A 15,405-nucleotide genomic window follows, 5' to 3' on the forward strand; every position below is an offset into this window, starting at 1 on the left:
CGGTTAATTTTACCTTCAAAGACATATTAAACACTCTTGTATTGAATCACTGCTGTCCACGGAACGTCATCGATATATCCACCACGTCTTGAGTGGTTGAAAGATAAAATATAGCCAGTGAATTCTTTGGTGGCTCCGGTGACATCGAAGTAATTAAATCTTACAAGCGTTTGCCCAATGACATAACCTTCCATCAAGGTTATATCTGCTTCTGTCATATGCGCCTGTCCAGCAATCTTGAGAACTTTGTTCATCGTTCCCAAGCCTTCGACATCTGGATATCCTCCACCAATATTTTGAGTGATCTGGTAATCGGACTTTAAATCGACATCTACCTGTCTGGGATGTCTATTGAAGGAAATGGTGGTCGCAGTCAACAAGTCCAAAATTTTAATCTTCATAAGTATTTTGTCGCTGGCTTCGTTTAAATCGTCTTTAACTGTTAGACCTACGACGAAGATTCCCGCCCCACTGTATGTATGTTGTGCATACGGTGAAGTTTGCCAGGCTTCGGGTGTTCCGTCGCCATAATCGAAACGATAGCCATTTCCTGAAGCGATATATCCATTATCATCGACATCATACGAATCATTACCGAAAAACGATAATGTAGAAATGCCTGCCCCAGACAATCTTGATACAAGAGGCTTAACCCACAATCGAGCAACTGGTGCAGAATTCTGGGCATTTACTTCAATCGTATTAGACCATCCGCTTACGGCGCCATTACTATACTTAACTTTTACCTTTGCATCGAAGACGCCGCTTAATTCATTTTGGGAATGTTTGTTATAAACGTGATTGACAACGTTATGAGTAATCCATCCAGAATTCAACCCGTCCCCAAAATCGAACCAATAATGGGTGACAGTTACGTCTGGGTCCTCTGGTTCCACAGAAGTTGCGTCGAACGTCAAGCGATAACCAGTTTTGGTAACGATTGGGGTTATTATGTCGTCGTTGTATGTATTTTCAGTTACCGCCAACGATACTTCGCCCCCAGTCACGAAGTAAGTTACCTTTAAGTCCTGAAGTATCGGGCTATCGTATCCTTCTTCATTTCTAAATTTGATAAGCAAAGATATACTGGATTCAGTGATGTCGTGGATATCGATTTCCGCCGCGGTCAAGTCTTCATAGCCAGCAATCGGCACACCGACACTATTAAGGACGGTCGTTGTTATCATCTTGCGATTAGGGATAGATTCACCAGATTTAACCAACGTTATCTTGTCCCATTGATACCAATTTGACGGGGCTATATTGATTGTTTCGAATTCTTGTTGGTGATCTGGATATTGTATTTCGTCGTCGTTTTGATTTAAGAAGGTTTCAAGTCTTTGGCTATCCATGTAAACGGTATGGACGCCAACGCCGCCTGTAAATAAGATTTCAAGACAGACAGGTCCGTCGAAGTCTTCAAAGATTGGTGATATATCAGACGTTTCTTCCTCGGATGTGCTTTCTTTCAATACGTGATAAAGTATCCTGTCGCCTGATTTTTCTATTGTCATTTTTACCCATTCGCCTTGTGGCGTCTTCGCTAATGTCGGCATTGCAATTTCGGAATCAATCGCAATACCATTACCGTCAGGAACAACCTTGAAAAATTGTCCAGAACTCGTGCCGATGTATGCGTATGGAAGACTTGCATAGCCAGTGGCGAAATCGTCAGTCGCCCGTTGAAATGCATAAAATCCTACATCGACATCCCCGGCAATAATGGTTGCATCTATAAGAAGATAGAACGAAGCCTTCCAATCGTTCCACCCCCCGACGCATAACCCAGCTCCTGAAACGTAATACTTGAACACAGCAACTGGTCCGCCGTTGGTGATCACCTTCGCAGCTTTGTTTCGACCTACTGGAAAAGTGGGTGTGTCTGATGTTATTGAAGACGAGCCACCAAGAACTATTGCAGAATAAAATGTATTTATTTCAGCGTCAGAGACCATTAAGCATTCTTGCGCCAGTTTATTTGCTTTTATCAAACCTTCGGCGGTATATTGTAGTATGCGCTTATCAGTGCTCGGCTTTATCTTCGTCGTATCGTGAAAGTCATCCTCCCAAGTCATCACCAATTTATACCACCTCGTAATCGCCACGTATGATTGCGGAATGTAGTTCTTCAAGGAATCCTTTTGCGGCGGCTTTTCCTTCGGATTCGGAATTTGCGTTGATTGTCAAGTTAAGGTTACCAATATTCATGTTCTTCGAAGAAACATTACCGGCGGATAATTGTTGGCGATATTGTGCTGACTCACCAGCGTTCAAGACTATTTCTGATTTGTGCAACTTATAAAGTCCTGTTGCCGGAACACCTTCTTCGCCAGTGCCTTCAGCGAATCCGATAATATCTCCCGCTGTGCTAATTGCACCTCCAATTCCGCCAGATACTGTGTCTTTTAGATCACTCGCTTTATCGACGGCGGAGGTTATTGCATCAACTACATCCATAACTATGTCATAGATGTCCCAGAATAAATCATAAACTGGTGTAAGCAAATCTATCCAAGCGGCTACAGAAGTATCCATCTGGTCGGACCACATGTCCCAAAGATATACGACACCTTCAATCGCCAATTGAACGCCCATTATCAATAAAGCGATTTGTCCAATAGGCGTCAATAGATACGTTAAGACTATCAGAAGAGGCGTCAAGACTTCGACGACCTGTCCAATGATGGGTATAAACGGTTCAAGAATATCATTAAACAAAGTGAACAACGGTAAAAGGGCTTCGAGTATCGGGAAGAACGCTTCGAGAATGGGTGTGAGCGTTTCAAAGATTAATGTTAATGCTTCAGTGGGTAAAATTAGAGCCATTATTATGGGCATTAATTCGACAAGTATGGCGACAAGGAAGGAAATATTTGGTACAACTACTTCATTTATCACTGTTGCAACGAATTCGAATACTGGGGTTAACATACCCAGAACGCCCGTAAGTTCCATTATTATCGGCGTCAAGATTGCACCAATTATGGGAGCCAATGAATCGAGTAGAGGCTTCAATGCCATTATAACGTTGTTGACTGCACCGAATAGTGGTGTTAACCCAATCAGGACATCACCAAGTGCCGTGAAAATTGGCGTTATCGCTTGAAGGACTACCTGCAAAACGCTCGATACAAATCCCGCAAGCATTTGGATGGCAGGCATCAAAGCCATTATCGGTTGAAATACTGCAGTTATTACCTCTATCAAACCAGAAACGACGGGCAATAATGCCATCATCGGTTTTCCCAGTTGTTCCATAGGAACTGCAAGTTGACCGAGTAAACTGCCCACACTATCAACAACGGGCGCAAGTTGATCGAATATCGGTGTTAACCCAGATGTAGAATCGCCAAACATTGTCATCAATGGCGAACCTTGCATTAACATTTCGACAATACTTCCGAGTGATGTCACCAATGGATTTATCGCCGTTGCGACACTTGGCAAGATAGTTAAAATACCTTCGAACTTCGGTATTATAGATGTCAATAACGGAAGAACCGATTTAACCACCGGTATAAACATATTACCTATTTCAATCTCTAAATCTTGCCAACCTTTTTTCGTTTGTTGCAATGATAAGTCCATTGTACCGCTCATGATATCTGCAGTTGATTGAGTTGCACCTTGAGACGTTGTTAATGCGGTTGTAAATGCTCCCAAGGCATCCGAACCTTGCGATTTCAAAGACAACATTGCAGAAGCACCACGGGCTCCAAATAGTTCGATCATATCAGCAGAGGAAATACCGGATGTTTCAAGTTGCTTTATTATTTCGGTAAGACTAACGACGCCTGTTACCCCGTTTTGCATTGCAGCCGTTAAGTCTTTTACCTTTTGTTCCTGCAATGCTAACTGGTCAGAATTTTGTTGTTGTGCAATAGAATTTTCCTGCAACTTCAAAGTTAATTGGTCACGTTGGGCACCTAATGCAAGATTCGACGCTTGCAACGTTTCAATAGCCGATATTTCAGAAGCAGCGGCTTCTTTGATTTGTGCGGCTTTATCCGCTTCGAGCTTCTTAATGTTGTTACCAAGTTCTTCCTGTTGTATCCCTGCCTTCTCTCTTTGTATCGTTAGTTCGTCATTCGCTTCCTCAAGTTGTTTAATCCTTGATTGTTCCTGTTCGGTCAGGTCACGTCCTTCTCTATCGGCTTGTTGACGTATTTCCATAACTTCGAGATTGTTTTTCTTCATATCGAGCGAAAACGCAGACATAGAATCCTGGAGACCAAGCATGTCGCTTCTTAAACTGGCGATCTGGTCATCCCAAGCCGAATACATACCACTTATCGTGTTTATCGCTTCTTGGTGGATTTGTATTTGCTGATTGTTTGCACCTATGGTAAAATTTATGCCCGCCATTTCGTCATTGATAGATTTGGTACTCGATTCTAACGACGCTTGTTCTGATTGCAAGGCATTCAAGATAGGAATCTGAGACTTCAAAGATTCTTTTGCGTTTTCGCCTTCGATTGTGAAAGTATTAAATTCAAGTCCTAACCGTGTCATTGTCGATATTGCTTCTGTGGAGGGGTCTAATAATTGCGACAACGATAATCTTAAACCTGACGAAGCGGTGGAAACGTCCATACCAGAGTTAGCCAACGTCGATAAAGCAGCCGTCACCTCTTCAAAGGATATCCCAGCCGCCGTTGTGATCGGGGCTATTGCCGATAATGCATCGCCCAATCCTTCCATTGTGAGGTCAGAATTTATTACCGCATAAGTCATAATATCTGATACTCGTGCTGCTTCTGCGGTTTTAAATCCGTATAAATCCATAGCATTGTCTAATATCATAGTTGCGGTATTTAGGTCGGTCATTGATGCTCTTGCCAATAACGCCGATTGTGCCGTAAGCGTCATTATATCATTTGCATTTTGACCACTTTTACCAAATATTATCATAGAATTGGAAACATCTTTGAAGGCGAACTCGGTATTTTTTGCCAAATCTCTTGCGCTTGTTTGCAATGCGTCGAACTCTTCCTCGGTCGCACCGCTCACTGCTTTGACTTTTACCATCTCACGTTCGAAGTCGGAGGCTGCCGTTATCGACGCTTTACTAAATGCAACGCCCGCCATTACTGCAGCCGCCGCAATCGCAACACCTGCCGAAGCAATCCCAGCGCCTACGCCTGCAACGACACCTTGAAGTCCACCTATCTCGTTCCTTGCTTGATTGAACGAGTCGGTAAAATCGTTTACGCCTTTTATGGCTATTGCAAGAGTAAGTACCTCGGACATATCTTCGCCTACATATTGTTCAAATGTTCTTTGCGATTGCGTTCTGATGTTAGGTGAATCAACGTATTTTTCTCTATTGTGTCAAGTTGATTCCACTCTATTAGATTCAGGTTGTTTTCACGCATTACTTGGGCGAGGAATTGTCCTTCATCTGACTTGGCGAATTCTCTAATTTTTTTTGAGTGTTGGTGATCGCTTCGTTTATACGCTTCGCAAGTTGCCCCGTCCTTGTCGTCGAGAATTTCCTGAACTGCTTCTCGGTAAATTCAAGATTCGGGTTGCCTTTCAACATGCGCCTATACGTGAGCAAAATACCGAACATTTGCCCCTTAGGTGTGCTTGCATCATTAATAAACCCAGACACCCTTTCAAGGTCGGGGTCTATTTGCAGCATCATAACGTCGTCATTCGAAAGGTCCTTAACGTTCAACGTCTTTAAGGGCACCTCTTCGCCCCTTTCGTTGATAGACTTGAAGCCAAGATCTTCCACATTGACTTCGATGACTCGATTAGGAACGTCCAGCTCGACCTCTATCCAGCTCATTGCCTTTTTTGACGACATTTATACCACGTCCTTATGATGTTGCGACCGTGATTTATGATGAATTATCCGTGGAGGACCAGTTCAACCCTTCGAAGTCAGCGTTAAGCATCAATGCGCCCTTATCCCCTGCCTTGATGCTCGAACCCAAAGACTTCAAAGAACACCCGGAGCAGGTATAGGTATTGTTGCCGTCGCCGGGGTCGAAGACGATGAGCTTCTCTTCCTTGTTGTTGAACCAGTCATATAACTGTCCCGTTGTGATGCCCCATGCCTTCGTTATCTTGCCCGTGACCTTCTTCATCCCAAAGGTATGATCTATTGCAACATTCGAACCCTGCTCGATGTATTTGTCCATGTCGTATTCGAGTTTAAAGTCCGCTTCGACGTATCCTTCAATAGAGCCGCCTGTCGTTATCTTGCCCGTAACACCGGTAAATGCATGACCACCAGTTGCCATATTTTTCACCTTTTTATTATATCATTAGTGAAATAAAATCGTTACCAGAATATAAATATATATTGTGTTAAAATTAATACCGTCCATTCGCAAGACACCTAAATTATACCGAGAAAGTTTTCACTATGCGACGAAGAATTTATGAAACAACTTTTGGTTGTTTACTTGGAGGCTTGCTTGCGTCTTTGCAACGCGGCATACTCGGGTGAGGATTTCAATGCACCTTCTACCTGTTCCCGAGGCATGTTCCCCTTTATGTATGAAACATAGCATTGAAGACCGCCCGCATCGGGTTCCCTTTCAAGAATCTTCCAATATGCCTTGCGGACGAATTGTTCTGGCGTCGATTCAGGCAAAGTTCGCCAATCGATCTTGGGCTTCGGAACGGCAGGCTTTGGCGGCGCTTGCACAGGCTTCGGCGCTTGCACGGGTGCGGGTGCGACCGCTGGTGTGGGTGCGCGGACGGGAGCGGGAGGGGTCACGGGCGCTGTTTTTGGTGCAGGTGCGGGAACGGGCTTGGGGGTGATCACCGGCATCGGCGGAGGCGTCGATGACTTCAATATCGGAGGAATCGGCTTCGGAGGTTCTGGCGCTTTTACAGGCGCAGGAGGGACAATGGGTGCGGGTGTGGGTTCGAGTTGCTTTTGTGCATCAAGAACCGCTTGGCGCAGGTATTTCAAAGTGTTCGATGGATACTTTGTCATGTCGACCTTAGCACCGCGCTTCTCTAAGTCTTCGACGATTTCAAGAAGTTTGGCTCTCTTTGTCAAGTTCGCAAGGTCTTTCTCGGTATAAATCTTAGGTTGCTTGTCAATCATTTTAACCACTAACGATATATATACCGTTATAAGTATTTAATTTTATTTCTTTGCAATTTCAGAAAAGGTACCAACTTCCTTAGTGATTTTGTCCAGATCAACGTCTTCATTATCGAAGACAAAATCACTCAACGGGTGCGCTTTATCGTAATCGACCAAGACGACATCCGCGGCGTTATGTATTTGTTCTATGTAGCCAAAAATAACTTTGGGGTCGTTGTTGGTTTTCTTCTTAAGGAATGTTATTGCGTCTTCAAAGGACATATTTCGGTCCCGCATTAGGTAATAGATGTGCTTTCGAACTTGATGCAATCTATTCCTACAAAAGCCATAATGATACACCGAAATCACGGGGTCGCTTTCCTTCGCAATCTTTCCAACTAAGTTAAACTTGTATGCGTCGCCCTCCTTCAAGTCAAGGTATAGTTTCCTGTCTTTGTAGTATTGATTAAAGAAAGTATCACGATTGTCCCCGTCATTTATCGTTGGATGATTGACATAATACATATATTCCTGATACTTGAAAAACTTTTGGTGACGTTGCATAGTTCGTATGTTACCAGATTCTTTATCTACAAAGATTTTATTTTTATCCCAAAAGTTAATCACCGACGGGACAAATTCACCGATTTCTGGATATTCTTTGATAAGTCTTTGAAGTTTTAATCTCATATCGGGGTCATAGAATTCATCTGCACCATATGTAATGCACCAATCGCCAGGTTCCACATGATTGAGCATTGCGTTTTGTTGGTCTTGTTTAGATAGCCATTTTCCATCTGGGTCGTTTGTGATTAATACCATCTTATGCTGGTATTTGTGCAAGTATGCTTTAAGGATTAATAACGTATCGTCGATGGAATGTCCGTCTGGTGTAGTAAACGGATGCCCGATCACCCCGCCTTCCGCGATTATCATCTTATCGACAAGCGGAAGATTATAGAGAAGGAATCGTTCTATGATTTCGGCTTCATTCAAGACGCAACAAAGCCCAACTATCATAGGTGGCACCCAACGCATACCAGTCCTTTGCAAGACGGGCAGGTAACTTGGTTCGGATTTCCTTTGACGATGATTTTCTCACCGCAATAAGGGCACTCTATAGGTTCGTCATGCTTAGCCAAATAAATCACCCCATTTTCCGTTTATCATCTTGAACGCTTCGGCATATTTCATAGTTAGGTTCCTTGCGTTCATTCCTCTAAATGAGGACAAGGTCTTTATCGCTTGTATGTAATCGAATTTTTCGAGTTGTGATTTGTATATTTTGGCAATTTTAATCTTGAATGCCAACCCGTCTTCGTCGAACGATACATAAAAATTAGGTTCGGGTATTGTCCATTTGTGATGTTCATAAAAGAAGATTGTCGCCTTCGGAAAAGCCCGCATTGCTTCGATGCCTAACTGCGCATGATCTTGGTGTAAATCTTCTGGGTGATGAACAACGACGATATCTGGGTTGTATGACTTCTTTAATTTTACCATATCCTCCAATATTTCTTGTCGTTGTTCGTTGAATCTTCTCACTTGATAGTCATAGAGTTTATGCGTCTTTATTGCTACCAATCGTTGCGCTGTTTCCCATTCCTTGATGGTAGCAGTCGGTTCATACCCATTTGGTAAACTTACAATGCAAGGTGAGAAGGTGACATGCATCGTATCGAACTTTTTAGAATCGACCAACTTTTTAGCCATGATCGGGCAGGAAAGTTCGATGTCGTCTGTATGCGCCGAAATGAATAGAACTTTTCTCATTTTACACCTTCGATACATATCTTGTATAGTTCTACGAGTTTATGAATGTGATTCTCCATGACGAACTTATGTTTTACCAATGCAACATTCTTCCGCCACGCTTCTAACGTTTCACGGTTCCAACCATTGCTAATTTCACCGCCGATATAATTGCTTTCGACAATATCACGGTGAGACTTTTGCAAACCGTAATTACACAATACTGGTAATCCTGAAGCGATATAATCCCATAACTTGTTTGTGCAATTTGAGAAAGTAGATGTTCTTTCTTTGACGCCTACTGGCACATCTGGGATTATACCAAAATCGTATTTCGCCATCCTTTGTATTAGTTCGGCATATGGGAGTTTTTTCTTGATATTGTATAATTTGGAAGGCTTTGCAGAGAAGGTGGGATAAACATCTATCTTGGCTCCACGTTTTGCTATTGCGCTAAAATCGTCCGTAGAATCACGATACCCTCCCATTCCGCCTTCGTAAACGCCCCAAAGATATTTATCATTAAGTCTTGGTTCGAATTTTTTAGGTAGTTGCAACGTTGACGGCATCGAATGCAAGACAATCGATTTATTTATGTCCACGTCGTATTTGCCCATGTAGTAATAGAGCATCGGATATGAAACGTAAACCCTTCCGTCTGATTGCTTGTTGGCGATTTCTTCCTCTTTCTTGACAAGATCATAATTCCTCGAATAAGGTTTTAAATAACCCAATTCGTGGCTATCGTGAATGACGCTTATATCATACTTCTTTCTCAATTGTATTGCCGTTAAAGCCTGTTCGTCTGGAAAGTTATGACAATGTATAACGTTTATGTTATTTATTTCTACATGTTTCGCCATCGTGGGTCCGTCCATCGATGTATTGTAAATTGTAATTCCAGGAATTGTGATGTTGTCGGGTGTATATCTTGATATTATCACTATTTTGCCCACATGGGACTTTAATGCGAGAGCCTCTTTTATCGCCCGTGTGCATAGTGAATTTTCCACCATTAATACGTTTATTTCTTTTGAATTATTTATTTTCTTAGGTGTTTTTTCTCTTATGACCTCTTCGATGACTTCCTTTATTTGTTGTGGTTGTGGTTGTGGTTGAATAATAGGTAATATTTGCACAGGTTTAGGCTTTTCTGGTTCGATGCATTCAATCGATACACAATCAATTAATACACGGCTTACAGTGTCCTCAACCCATAATCTGACAAATGCTTCATACGGCATATCCAGATCAGGACATTTTAAATCTATTGACACGGATAAAAAAGAATCTTCGCATTTCAAGGTAACTATTTTATGGGCGAAATCCATATCTGTGTTTCTATAAAGATTTGCAATCACTCGGGCGCCGTTGATGTTGCATTTATAATTGAACTTCATGCGATACGTGATGCCCGATATTAACAGAACAGAAAATTGCATCGGCGAGGAACCGTTCCTCAACAATGTACCTTTATGATGTTCCACGAATTTCTGGAATAATGAATTGTATCCTATTAATTCGTTTTGGTGCATGGTTTTTCGAAGACGATAACGCAAACGCCTTTTGATTCGAATTGCTGAAACGTCTTCATACCTCTTTTCTCAAATTCATTTGCCCACCAATTGGGAGAATGAAGACTGAAATGAGAGGGATTTTTATTCTTACCTATCGATATTGTGGGTTCGTTTGTTTCTTTTCCTATCGGTGTGCTTACAACAAGAAAGTCCTTGGTTACCCTTATGTGTTCATCTATTGCTTTTGATAGTTGCCCGTCGTCTTCTGGAATGTGTTCAAGAACTTCCATAGATATGACGAGTTCGAACATATTGTCCTTTATGTTGTTCTTGTCAAGTTCGCAAACGTCGCCTACGAACAGGTTCTTTATTCCCTCGTTGACGCCACGACCAATCGCATATGCGCTAATGTCTATCCCCATTGCGTCAACCTTTGCGTTCTTTTGCAACGTCTCGACAAGATAGCCGACGGCACATCCAAGAACTAAGACATTATTTGGCAATCGTGATTTACCGAACTTCTTACCGAACGTATATCCTGCCATGTCTAAAATTTGGGCGCATTGTTCGATCTTGAAAGGCAAATATATTTCACGAGTATATCCACCTCGAGGATTGGAAAAGCCATAACTTGACTTCGTATCCTTGGTAAAATATTCTTCGTCGAAAAAATCAGCTCCGTATCGCTTCATTTTTTCACCTCCATACGTTCGTTAGCCGCCTTTCGCAAGATAAAGTTGGCTTCGTTTGCTATGTCGTCCCACCCAAAGTTCTTCTTTGCAAATCTGAAGGCTGCCTCTCCCATTTTCCGCGTTTCGCTTCTGTTGTCGTATGCATACTGGAAGGCTTTTGCCATTTCGTCAACGTCAACAATAGCCCTCCGTATGTTGTATTCGCCCATGACGTAATCATTAGGTGGGATTAAAAAGCCTCTATCGTCGCCTACAAGTTCGGCGCTCGATGTATAATCGGTGATCACCGCAGGCGTGCCACAAGCCATCGCCTCCACAGTTGGTATTCCGAAGCCTTCGCCACTTGTCGATGACGCATAAACATCAAACAAATTATAGAAAGCCGCCAATTGTGAAACGAGAATACCGTCATCGAGTTTATCCGTTTGGTCGATGAACAATACCTTTCCTTGTTCGATCTTCTTTTGCTTGATGTATTCGTATAGGTTATTTCCTTGCATTGTTCTATTTGCGGGGTCGCCAACTTTCATAAGCATAACGGCGTCTTTCTTATCCTTGGCGAATTTGGCAAAAGCATCTATTACTTTTGTATGTTGCTTTCTCATACAATTCTTGCCTATGACACCCACGCAAAACGTATCTGGGTTTTTCTTAAAGAAGTTTTGGCGATTTTCTTCTCTAAGATTTCTTGCCAGAGGTTTGAAAGTATCCAGATCAACGCCGTGGTATAGATGTGGCATTCCGAAATGTCTTGTCCATCCACCTCGACCAAAATCCATAACCGCTTTCGTGACCACATCACGTCCATATTTTGACATTGCGAGAGGTGTATGCGTCTTTTTTATCATATCAAGCCACGGTGTATAGAACGGGTCACCATCGACGGGGAAATAGTTCACGTAAGGAACGCCTGCCTCATTACAATAGTCTATCAATCCCTCCGTAAACCAATAATCGATTAGTGAAAATGCACAATCGGGTTTAAACGTCTTCAAATAATGCGGGAACTTTTCTGGGAAGGCAGGGTCGAGCATCGACGTTAGCCCGTGGTTCAATTGAAGATATATCCCACCTTTTCCGTCGCCGTATTCTTGCGGCATTCCGTTGTGTTGCCAACCGACGTGATAACATTTCCAGCCACGTTTCGCAAGACGTGGTAAAAGATTTGCCATAACGACGCCATATCCCGTTGGCATAAGTGTCGATTCGCTTCCCGATAATAGAGTTAATATTTCTTTGTTCGACATAACAATCAATCTTTGAAGCGAATTATTATTATATAAATATTTTTCACCACAAAACGGTGACCTCAAAGACTTGCACCCATGTTAGGCAATCGTTTGCTTTATTCTTATCAATCGCCCAATCGTTCTCAATTATTAGATCATCTACATAATCGGTAGGATTGTGTGATAACGTCGTATTTTGGAAAATGCGTCTCATTTCATGCACCATTTCACGTCGGATATCCTCGTTATAACCAGATACATGAACAAAAATCGACGCTTGATAAATTGTAGGCGACGACGACCTATCCATATCTCTTTGTTGATAGTTTGTAATTGGTTGGAATTTACCGTCTTTTCCTGTCAAGTATATCTGGCGTTCGTCTTGACGATTCGTCTCAAAATACGCCTCATTAACTTTGGTTGTCCAACCTGTTATCGTGAAATTTGCAAGTATAAAATCTTTGACTACCTTCCGTGGGTCAATGTCGTCTACCGCCATAGTTATTCATCCGTCATGTCTTCGAGTTCGGAAACAACGCTTTCATCCCGCCATTTTCCTATCGTATGAACGGCAAGGTTTTTATGGCGAATCTTTGTATTAAGCAATTCTTCCACGCGGGACATCCAACCGCCTATTACCTTTTCCCATTTGTTTATTTGTTCTTTGCATTCCTCTTGGAATTCTCTTGAAGTTGCCAGATCGACCGCAGTCATCAAGATGCAACATTCTTCCACATAAGAAGGTATTTCAGAATGCCCGTATATGTATGTTGTTTTTACTCTTTCCGTTCCGACATCTGGTGTATCCCAAAATCGTACCATACCAGAATTCGGCTTCTCAAGCCAATAATCGTCGTTGTTTCTATCACGACCTTGAGTTGCGAGTGTGTATTCTGTGCCGTCATAAACCGACAATTCGGTTACCGATATGACTGGATATTTATCGAGAGGCATTCTTGGATTTCCAACAATATCGTGATATTCATCAGTGACGGTTGTTGGATTAAAATTCATCCCGTGCTCTTCGTTAATGCGTTTTGACTTTCGCGCGATAAGTCTTTCTACCATACTGGGGTCGAATTTCCCACCAGATATTATCCAGACTTGATTATCAGATGAATATTTACCCAATATATCATTGATGTCCTGTACCATGCAAAACATAACTGGCATAATGATATATATAACGGTGCAAGTATTTTAAATTATTTGTCATACAAACGAATGATAAATTTATAAATATCGAATATAATTCTTATTAACATGCAATTGACACAAAAAATAAAAATATCACCAACAAAAGAACAGGAAATGGTTCTTATTGCGTTATCTGAAAAATGCAGGTTGATTTATAATTTTGCATTAACAGAAAGAAAGGAAGCATTTGTAAAAGGTATATATTTAGATTACAACAAACAACAAAATGGTTTACCTAAAACTAAGGAAAAATATCCAGAATATTGTTGGGTTTATAGTAAAGTTTTACAGATGACTTTGAAAAATCTTGACAACGATTTTAAATCCTTTTTTGCGTTGATAAAAAAAGATGCAACATCGAAGCAACCTAATTATAAAGGTGAAAAACATTTTACCACGATGTGTTATAATCAAAGCGGATTTAAATTAAATAAGGGGATAATAACATTATCACATAAACATCCATCAAAAATTAAACTCAACTTTAAAATTCCTGAAAAATTCATATTCGATAAAATATACCAAGTTGATGTCTATAAAAATGGTAAACAATACTTTTTATCTATTACCTATGACGTTAAGGAAAATGAATTTACAGATAATGGATTATACCAAGCGTTCGATTTGGGAATATTAAAGCACACCGCGGTTAATATGTCAGGTAAATTTTTTGAAACAACGATACAACGACCTGATAGATATTGGGAAAAATCATTGAGTGATATTCAAAGCAGAAAAGATCATTGCAAAAAATACAGTAGAAAATGGATATTTTATAATGATGTTTGGAATAAATTAATAAAAAAATCTTCTAATCAAATGAAGGATAATATTCATAAATTATCAAGGAAGGTGATAGATAATACAAAAGCAAATACGATAATAGTTGGTGATTTATCACCAAAACAAATGTGTAAAATTGATAAGCGACAAAAAGGATTACATCGAAGTCTGCACAACACAGGAATAATTTCCCGATTTGTTAGTTTTCTAACCTACAAGGCAAAACTCGTAGGTAAAAGAGTAATAGAAAACAACGAATACAAGACATCCCAGAAATGTTGTTGTTGTGGAAACATGATGAAAATGCCTTTAGAAAAACGGGAATATATTTGCGATAAGTGTGGTAATAAGATTGATCGGGACAGAAATAGCGCCGTAAATATGATGATAAATTACCTATCGCAAAATGGCTTATGGACGGCCTACTGGCTATTTGTCAGTAATCTGCGGCAAACAGGGTTAGCAATAGTTAATCACCCGCAGGAAATCACCAATGGTGTATAGTTCATATTATCTTAAAATATGCAAGAAGACCACCAACTATTAATATGAATTCAGTAAGAATCGTGACCACTGCGCCAACGATATACTTGGTGGAATTATTTTTAAAGTGTATCACGATTGCGCTTTCCTCCTCGCCACAATTTTCCCCGTCCGCGCATACATGCTTACCCTTTGGCTTCTTTATATCGTTGTCAATACGTGAATGCACCCGAGATTGGCATCTTTCACGTCTCGTTTGGCAATCGCTTCGAGGAATAAACTTTTCCTTCATTTCGTCCGAACATTCTTTTTTGTGGGTGTTTATTGCGCTTGCGACGCCCGCCGCCGCTTTTGCCTCGACGATTTTCTCAAATCTTGCCCATTCCTTTTCTGTTATTGCCATATTTCTCCCTCCATTACGGTGGCGGCGGTGGTACAGGAGGTATAATAGCAACGATTATACCGTTTGCAACCATTACCGTATTTCCTTGAGCGTCTTCAAATTGTCCCGTAAACCCACTAACCGCTGGTGTTAAAATTGTTTCAGTTCCTTTGGTGATCACCCTTATAGTTCCTGTTGACGAATGAACATAAACGAGACGATTAGCCAATCTTGATATGTATCCTTGTTTCTTTGCGTAAGCCATCGCCGCAGATAGATTTGGTTGTTCGCCCAACCAATTTAAGTTTTCAATAGCCAT

General features: G+C 41.2%; 16 protein-coding genes. 1 reads left to right on the forward strand and 15 read right to left on the reverse strand.

Annotation, left to right across the window (positions count from 1 at the left end):
- Window positions 1-26: 26 nt before the first annotated feature.
- The 13 genes from WC407_RS12660 to WC407_RS12720 all read right to left on the reverse strand — a co-directional run bounded on the left by WC407_RS12660 (window position 27) and on the right by WC407_RS12720 (window position 13,414).
- Window positions 27-2,075 (reverse strand): PKD domain-containing protein, encoded by a 2,049-nt coding sequence (locus WC407_RS12660; RefSeq protein WP_373023032.1) that lies wholly within the window; start codon window positions 2,073-2,075, stop codon window positions 27-29.
- A 7-nt stretch (window positions 2,076-2,082) separates the two neighbouring features.
- Window positions 2,083-5,250 carry a phage tail tape measure protein gene (locus WC407_RS12665; RefSeq protein ID WP_373023033.1) on the reverse strand — a complete coding sequence of 1,056 codons (3,168 nt, stop codon included), beginning with the start codon at window positions 5,248-5,250 and terminating at the stop codon, window positions 2,083-2,085.
- Between the two features lie 124 nt (window positions 5,251-5,374).
- On the reverse strand, window positions 5,375-5,812 hold the full coding sequence (locus tag WC407_RS12670; RefSeq protein ID WP_373023034.1) for a hypothetical protein: 438 nt from the start codon (window positions 5,810-5,812) through the stop codon (window positions 5,375-5,377).
- Window positions 5,813-5,846: 34 nt separating this feature from the next.
- A complete protein-coding gene (locus WC407_RS12675; RefSeq protein ID WP_373023035.1) occupies window positions 5,847-6,251 on the reverse strand; it encodes a hypothetical protein in 405 nt (134 codons plus the stop codon).
- A 161-nt stretch (window positions 6,252-6,412) separates the two neighbouring features.
- Entirely contained in the window at window positions 6,413-7,069 is a 657-nt protein-coding gene (locus WC407_RS12680; protein WP_373023036.1) for a DUF4214 domain-containing protein, read from the reverse strand.
- Window positions 7,070-7,111: 42 nt separating this feature from the next.
- The gene (locus WC407_RS12685) at window positions 7,112-8,089 is read right to left on the reverse strand and encodes a hypothetical protein (protein WP_373023037.1); all 978 of its coding nucleotides are present in this window, start codon (window positions 8,087-8,089) and stop codon (window positions 7,112-7,114) included.
- Window positions 8,068-8,202 (reverse strand): IBR domain-containing protein, encoded by a 135-nt coding sequence (locus WC407_RS12690; protein ID WP_373023038.1) that lies wholly within the window; start codon window positions 8,200-8,202, stop codon window positions 8,068-8,070. Before WC407_RS12690 ends, WC407_RS12685 begins: the two co-directional genes overlap by 22 nt.
- Window positions 8,186-8,824, reverse strand: coding sequence for a PIG-L deacetylase family protein (locus WC407_RS12695; RefSeq protein WP_373023039.1), 639 nt, complete (start codon window positions 8,822-8,824; stop codon window positions 8,186-8,188). Before WC407_RS12695 ends, WC407_RS12690 begins: the two co-directional genes overlap by 17 nt.
- On the reverse strand, window positions 8,821-10,164 hold the full coding sequence (locus WC407_RS12700; protein ID WP_373023040.1) for a hypothetical protein: 1,344 nt from the start codon (window positions 10,162-10,164) through the stop codon (window positions 8,821-8,823). Before WC407_RS12700 ends, WC407_RS12695 begins: the two co-directional genes overlap by 4 nt.
- Window positions 10,165-10,319: 155 nt before the next feature.
- On the reverse strand, window positions 10,320-11,012 hold the full coding sequence (locus WC407_RS12705; RefSeq protein WP_373023042.1) for a class I SAM-dependent methyltransferase: 693 nt from the start codon (window positions 11,010-11,012) through the stop codon (window positions 10,320-10,322).
- Window positions 11,009-12,259, reverse strand: a complete 1,251-nt coding sequence (locus WC407_RS12710) for a glycosyltransferase family 4 protein (protein WP_373023043.1) — start codon at window positions 12,257-12,259, stop codon at window positions 11,009-11,011. Before WC407_RS12710 ends, WC407_RS12705 begins: the two co-directional genes overlap by 4 nt.
- A 43-nt stretch (window positions 12,260-12,302) precedes the next feature.
- Complete coding sequence (locus WC407_RS12715; RefSeq protein WP_373023044.1) at window positions 12,303-12,740, reverse strand: hypothetical protein; 438 nt, start codon at window positions 12,738-12,740, stop codon at window positions 12,303-12,305.
- A gap of 2 nt (window positions 12,741-12,742) precedes the next feature.
- Window positions 12,743-13,414 carry a hypothetical protein gene (locus tag WC407_RS12720; protein WP_373023045.1) on the reverse strand — a complete coding sequence of 224 codons (672 nt, stop codon included), beginning with the start codon at window positions 13,412-13,414 and terminating at the stop codon, window positions 12,743-12,745.
- Window positions 13,415-13,504: 90 nt separating this feature from the next.
- Between WC407_RS12720 and WC407_RS12725 the strand changes: the two genes are divergently transcribed.
- On the forward strand, window positions 13,505-14,725 hold the full coding sequence (locus WC407_RS12725; protein WP_373023046.1) for an RNA-guided endonuclease InsQ/TnpB family protein: 1,221 nt from the start codon (window positions 13,505-13,507) through the stop codon (window positions 14,723-14,725).
- Between the two features lies 1 nt (window position 14,726).
- Here WC407_RS12725 and WC407_RS12730 read toward each other — a convergent pair whose 3' ends face one another.
- Together WC407_RS12730 and WC407_RS12735 are read right to left on the reverse strand one after the other, a co-directional pair.
- On the reverse strand, window positions 14,727-15,107 hold the full coding sequence (locus WC407_RS12730; protein ID WP_373023047.1) for a hypothetical protein: 381 nt from the start codon (window positions 15,105-15,107) through the stop codon (window positions 14,727-14,729).
- Between the two features lie 13 nt (window positions 15,108-15,120).
- Window positions 15,121-15,405 (reverse strand): hypothetical protein, encoded by a 285-nt coding sequence (locus WC407_RS12735; protein WP_373023048.1) that lies wholly within the window; start codon window positions 15,403-15,405, stop codon window positions 15,121-15,123.

This window comes from Sulfuricurvum sp. (genome assembly GCF_041651515.1).
Taxonomy (GTDB): Bacteria; Campylobacterota; Campylobacteria; order Campylobacterales; family Sulfurimonadaceae; genus Sulfuricurvum.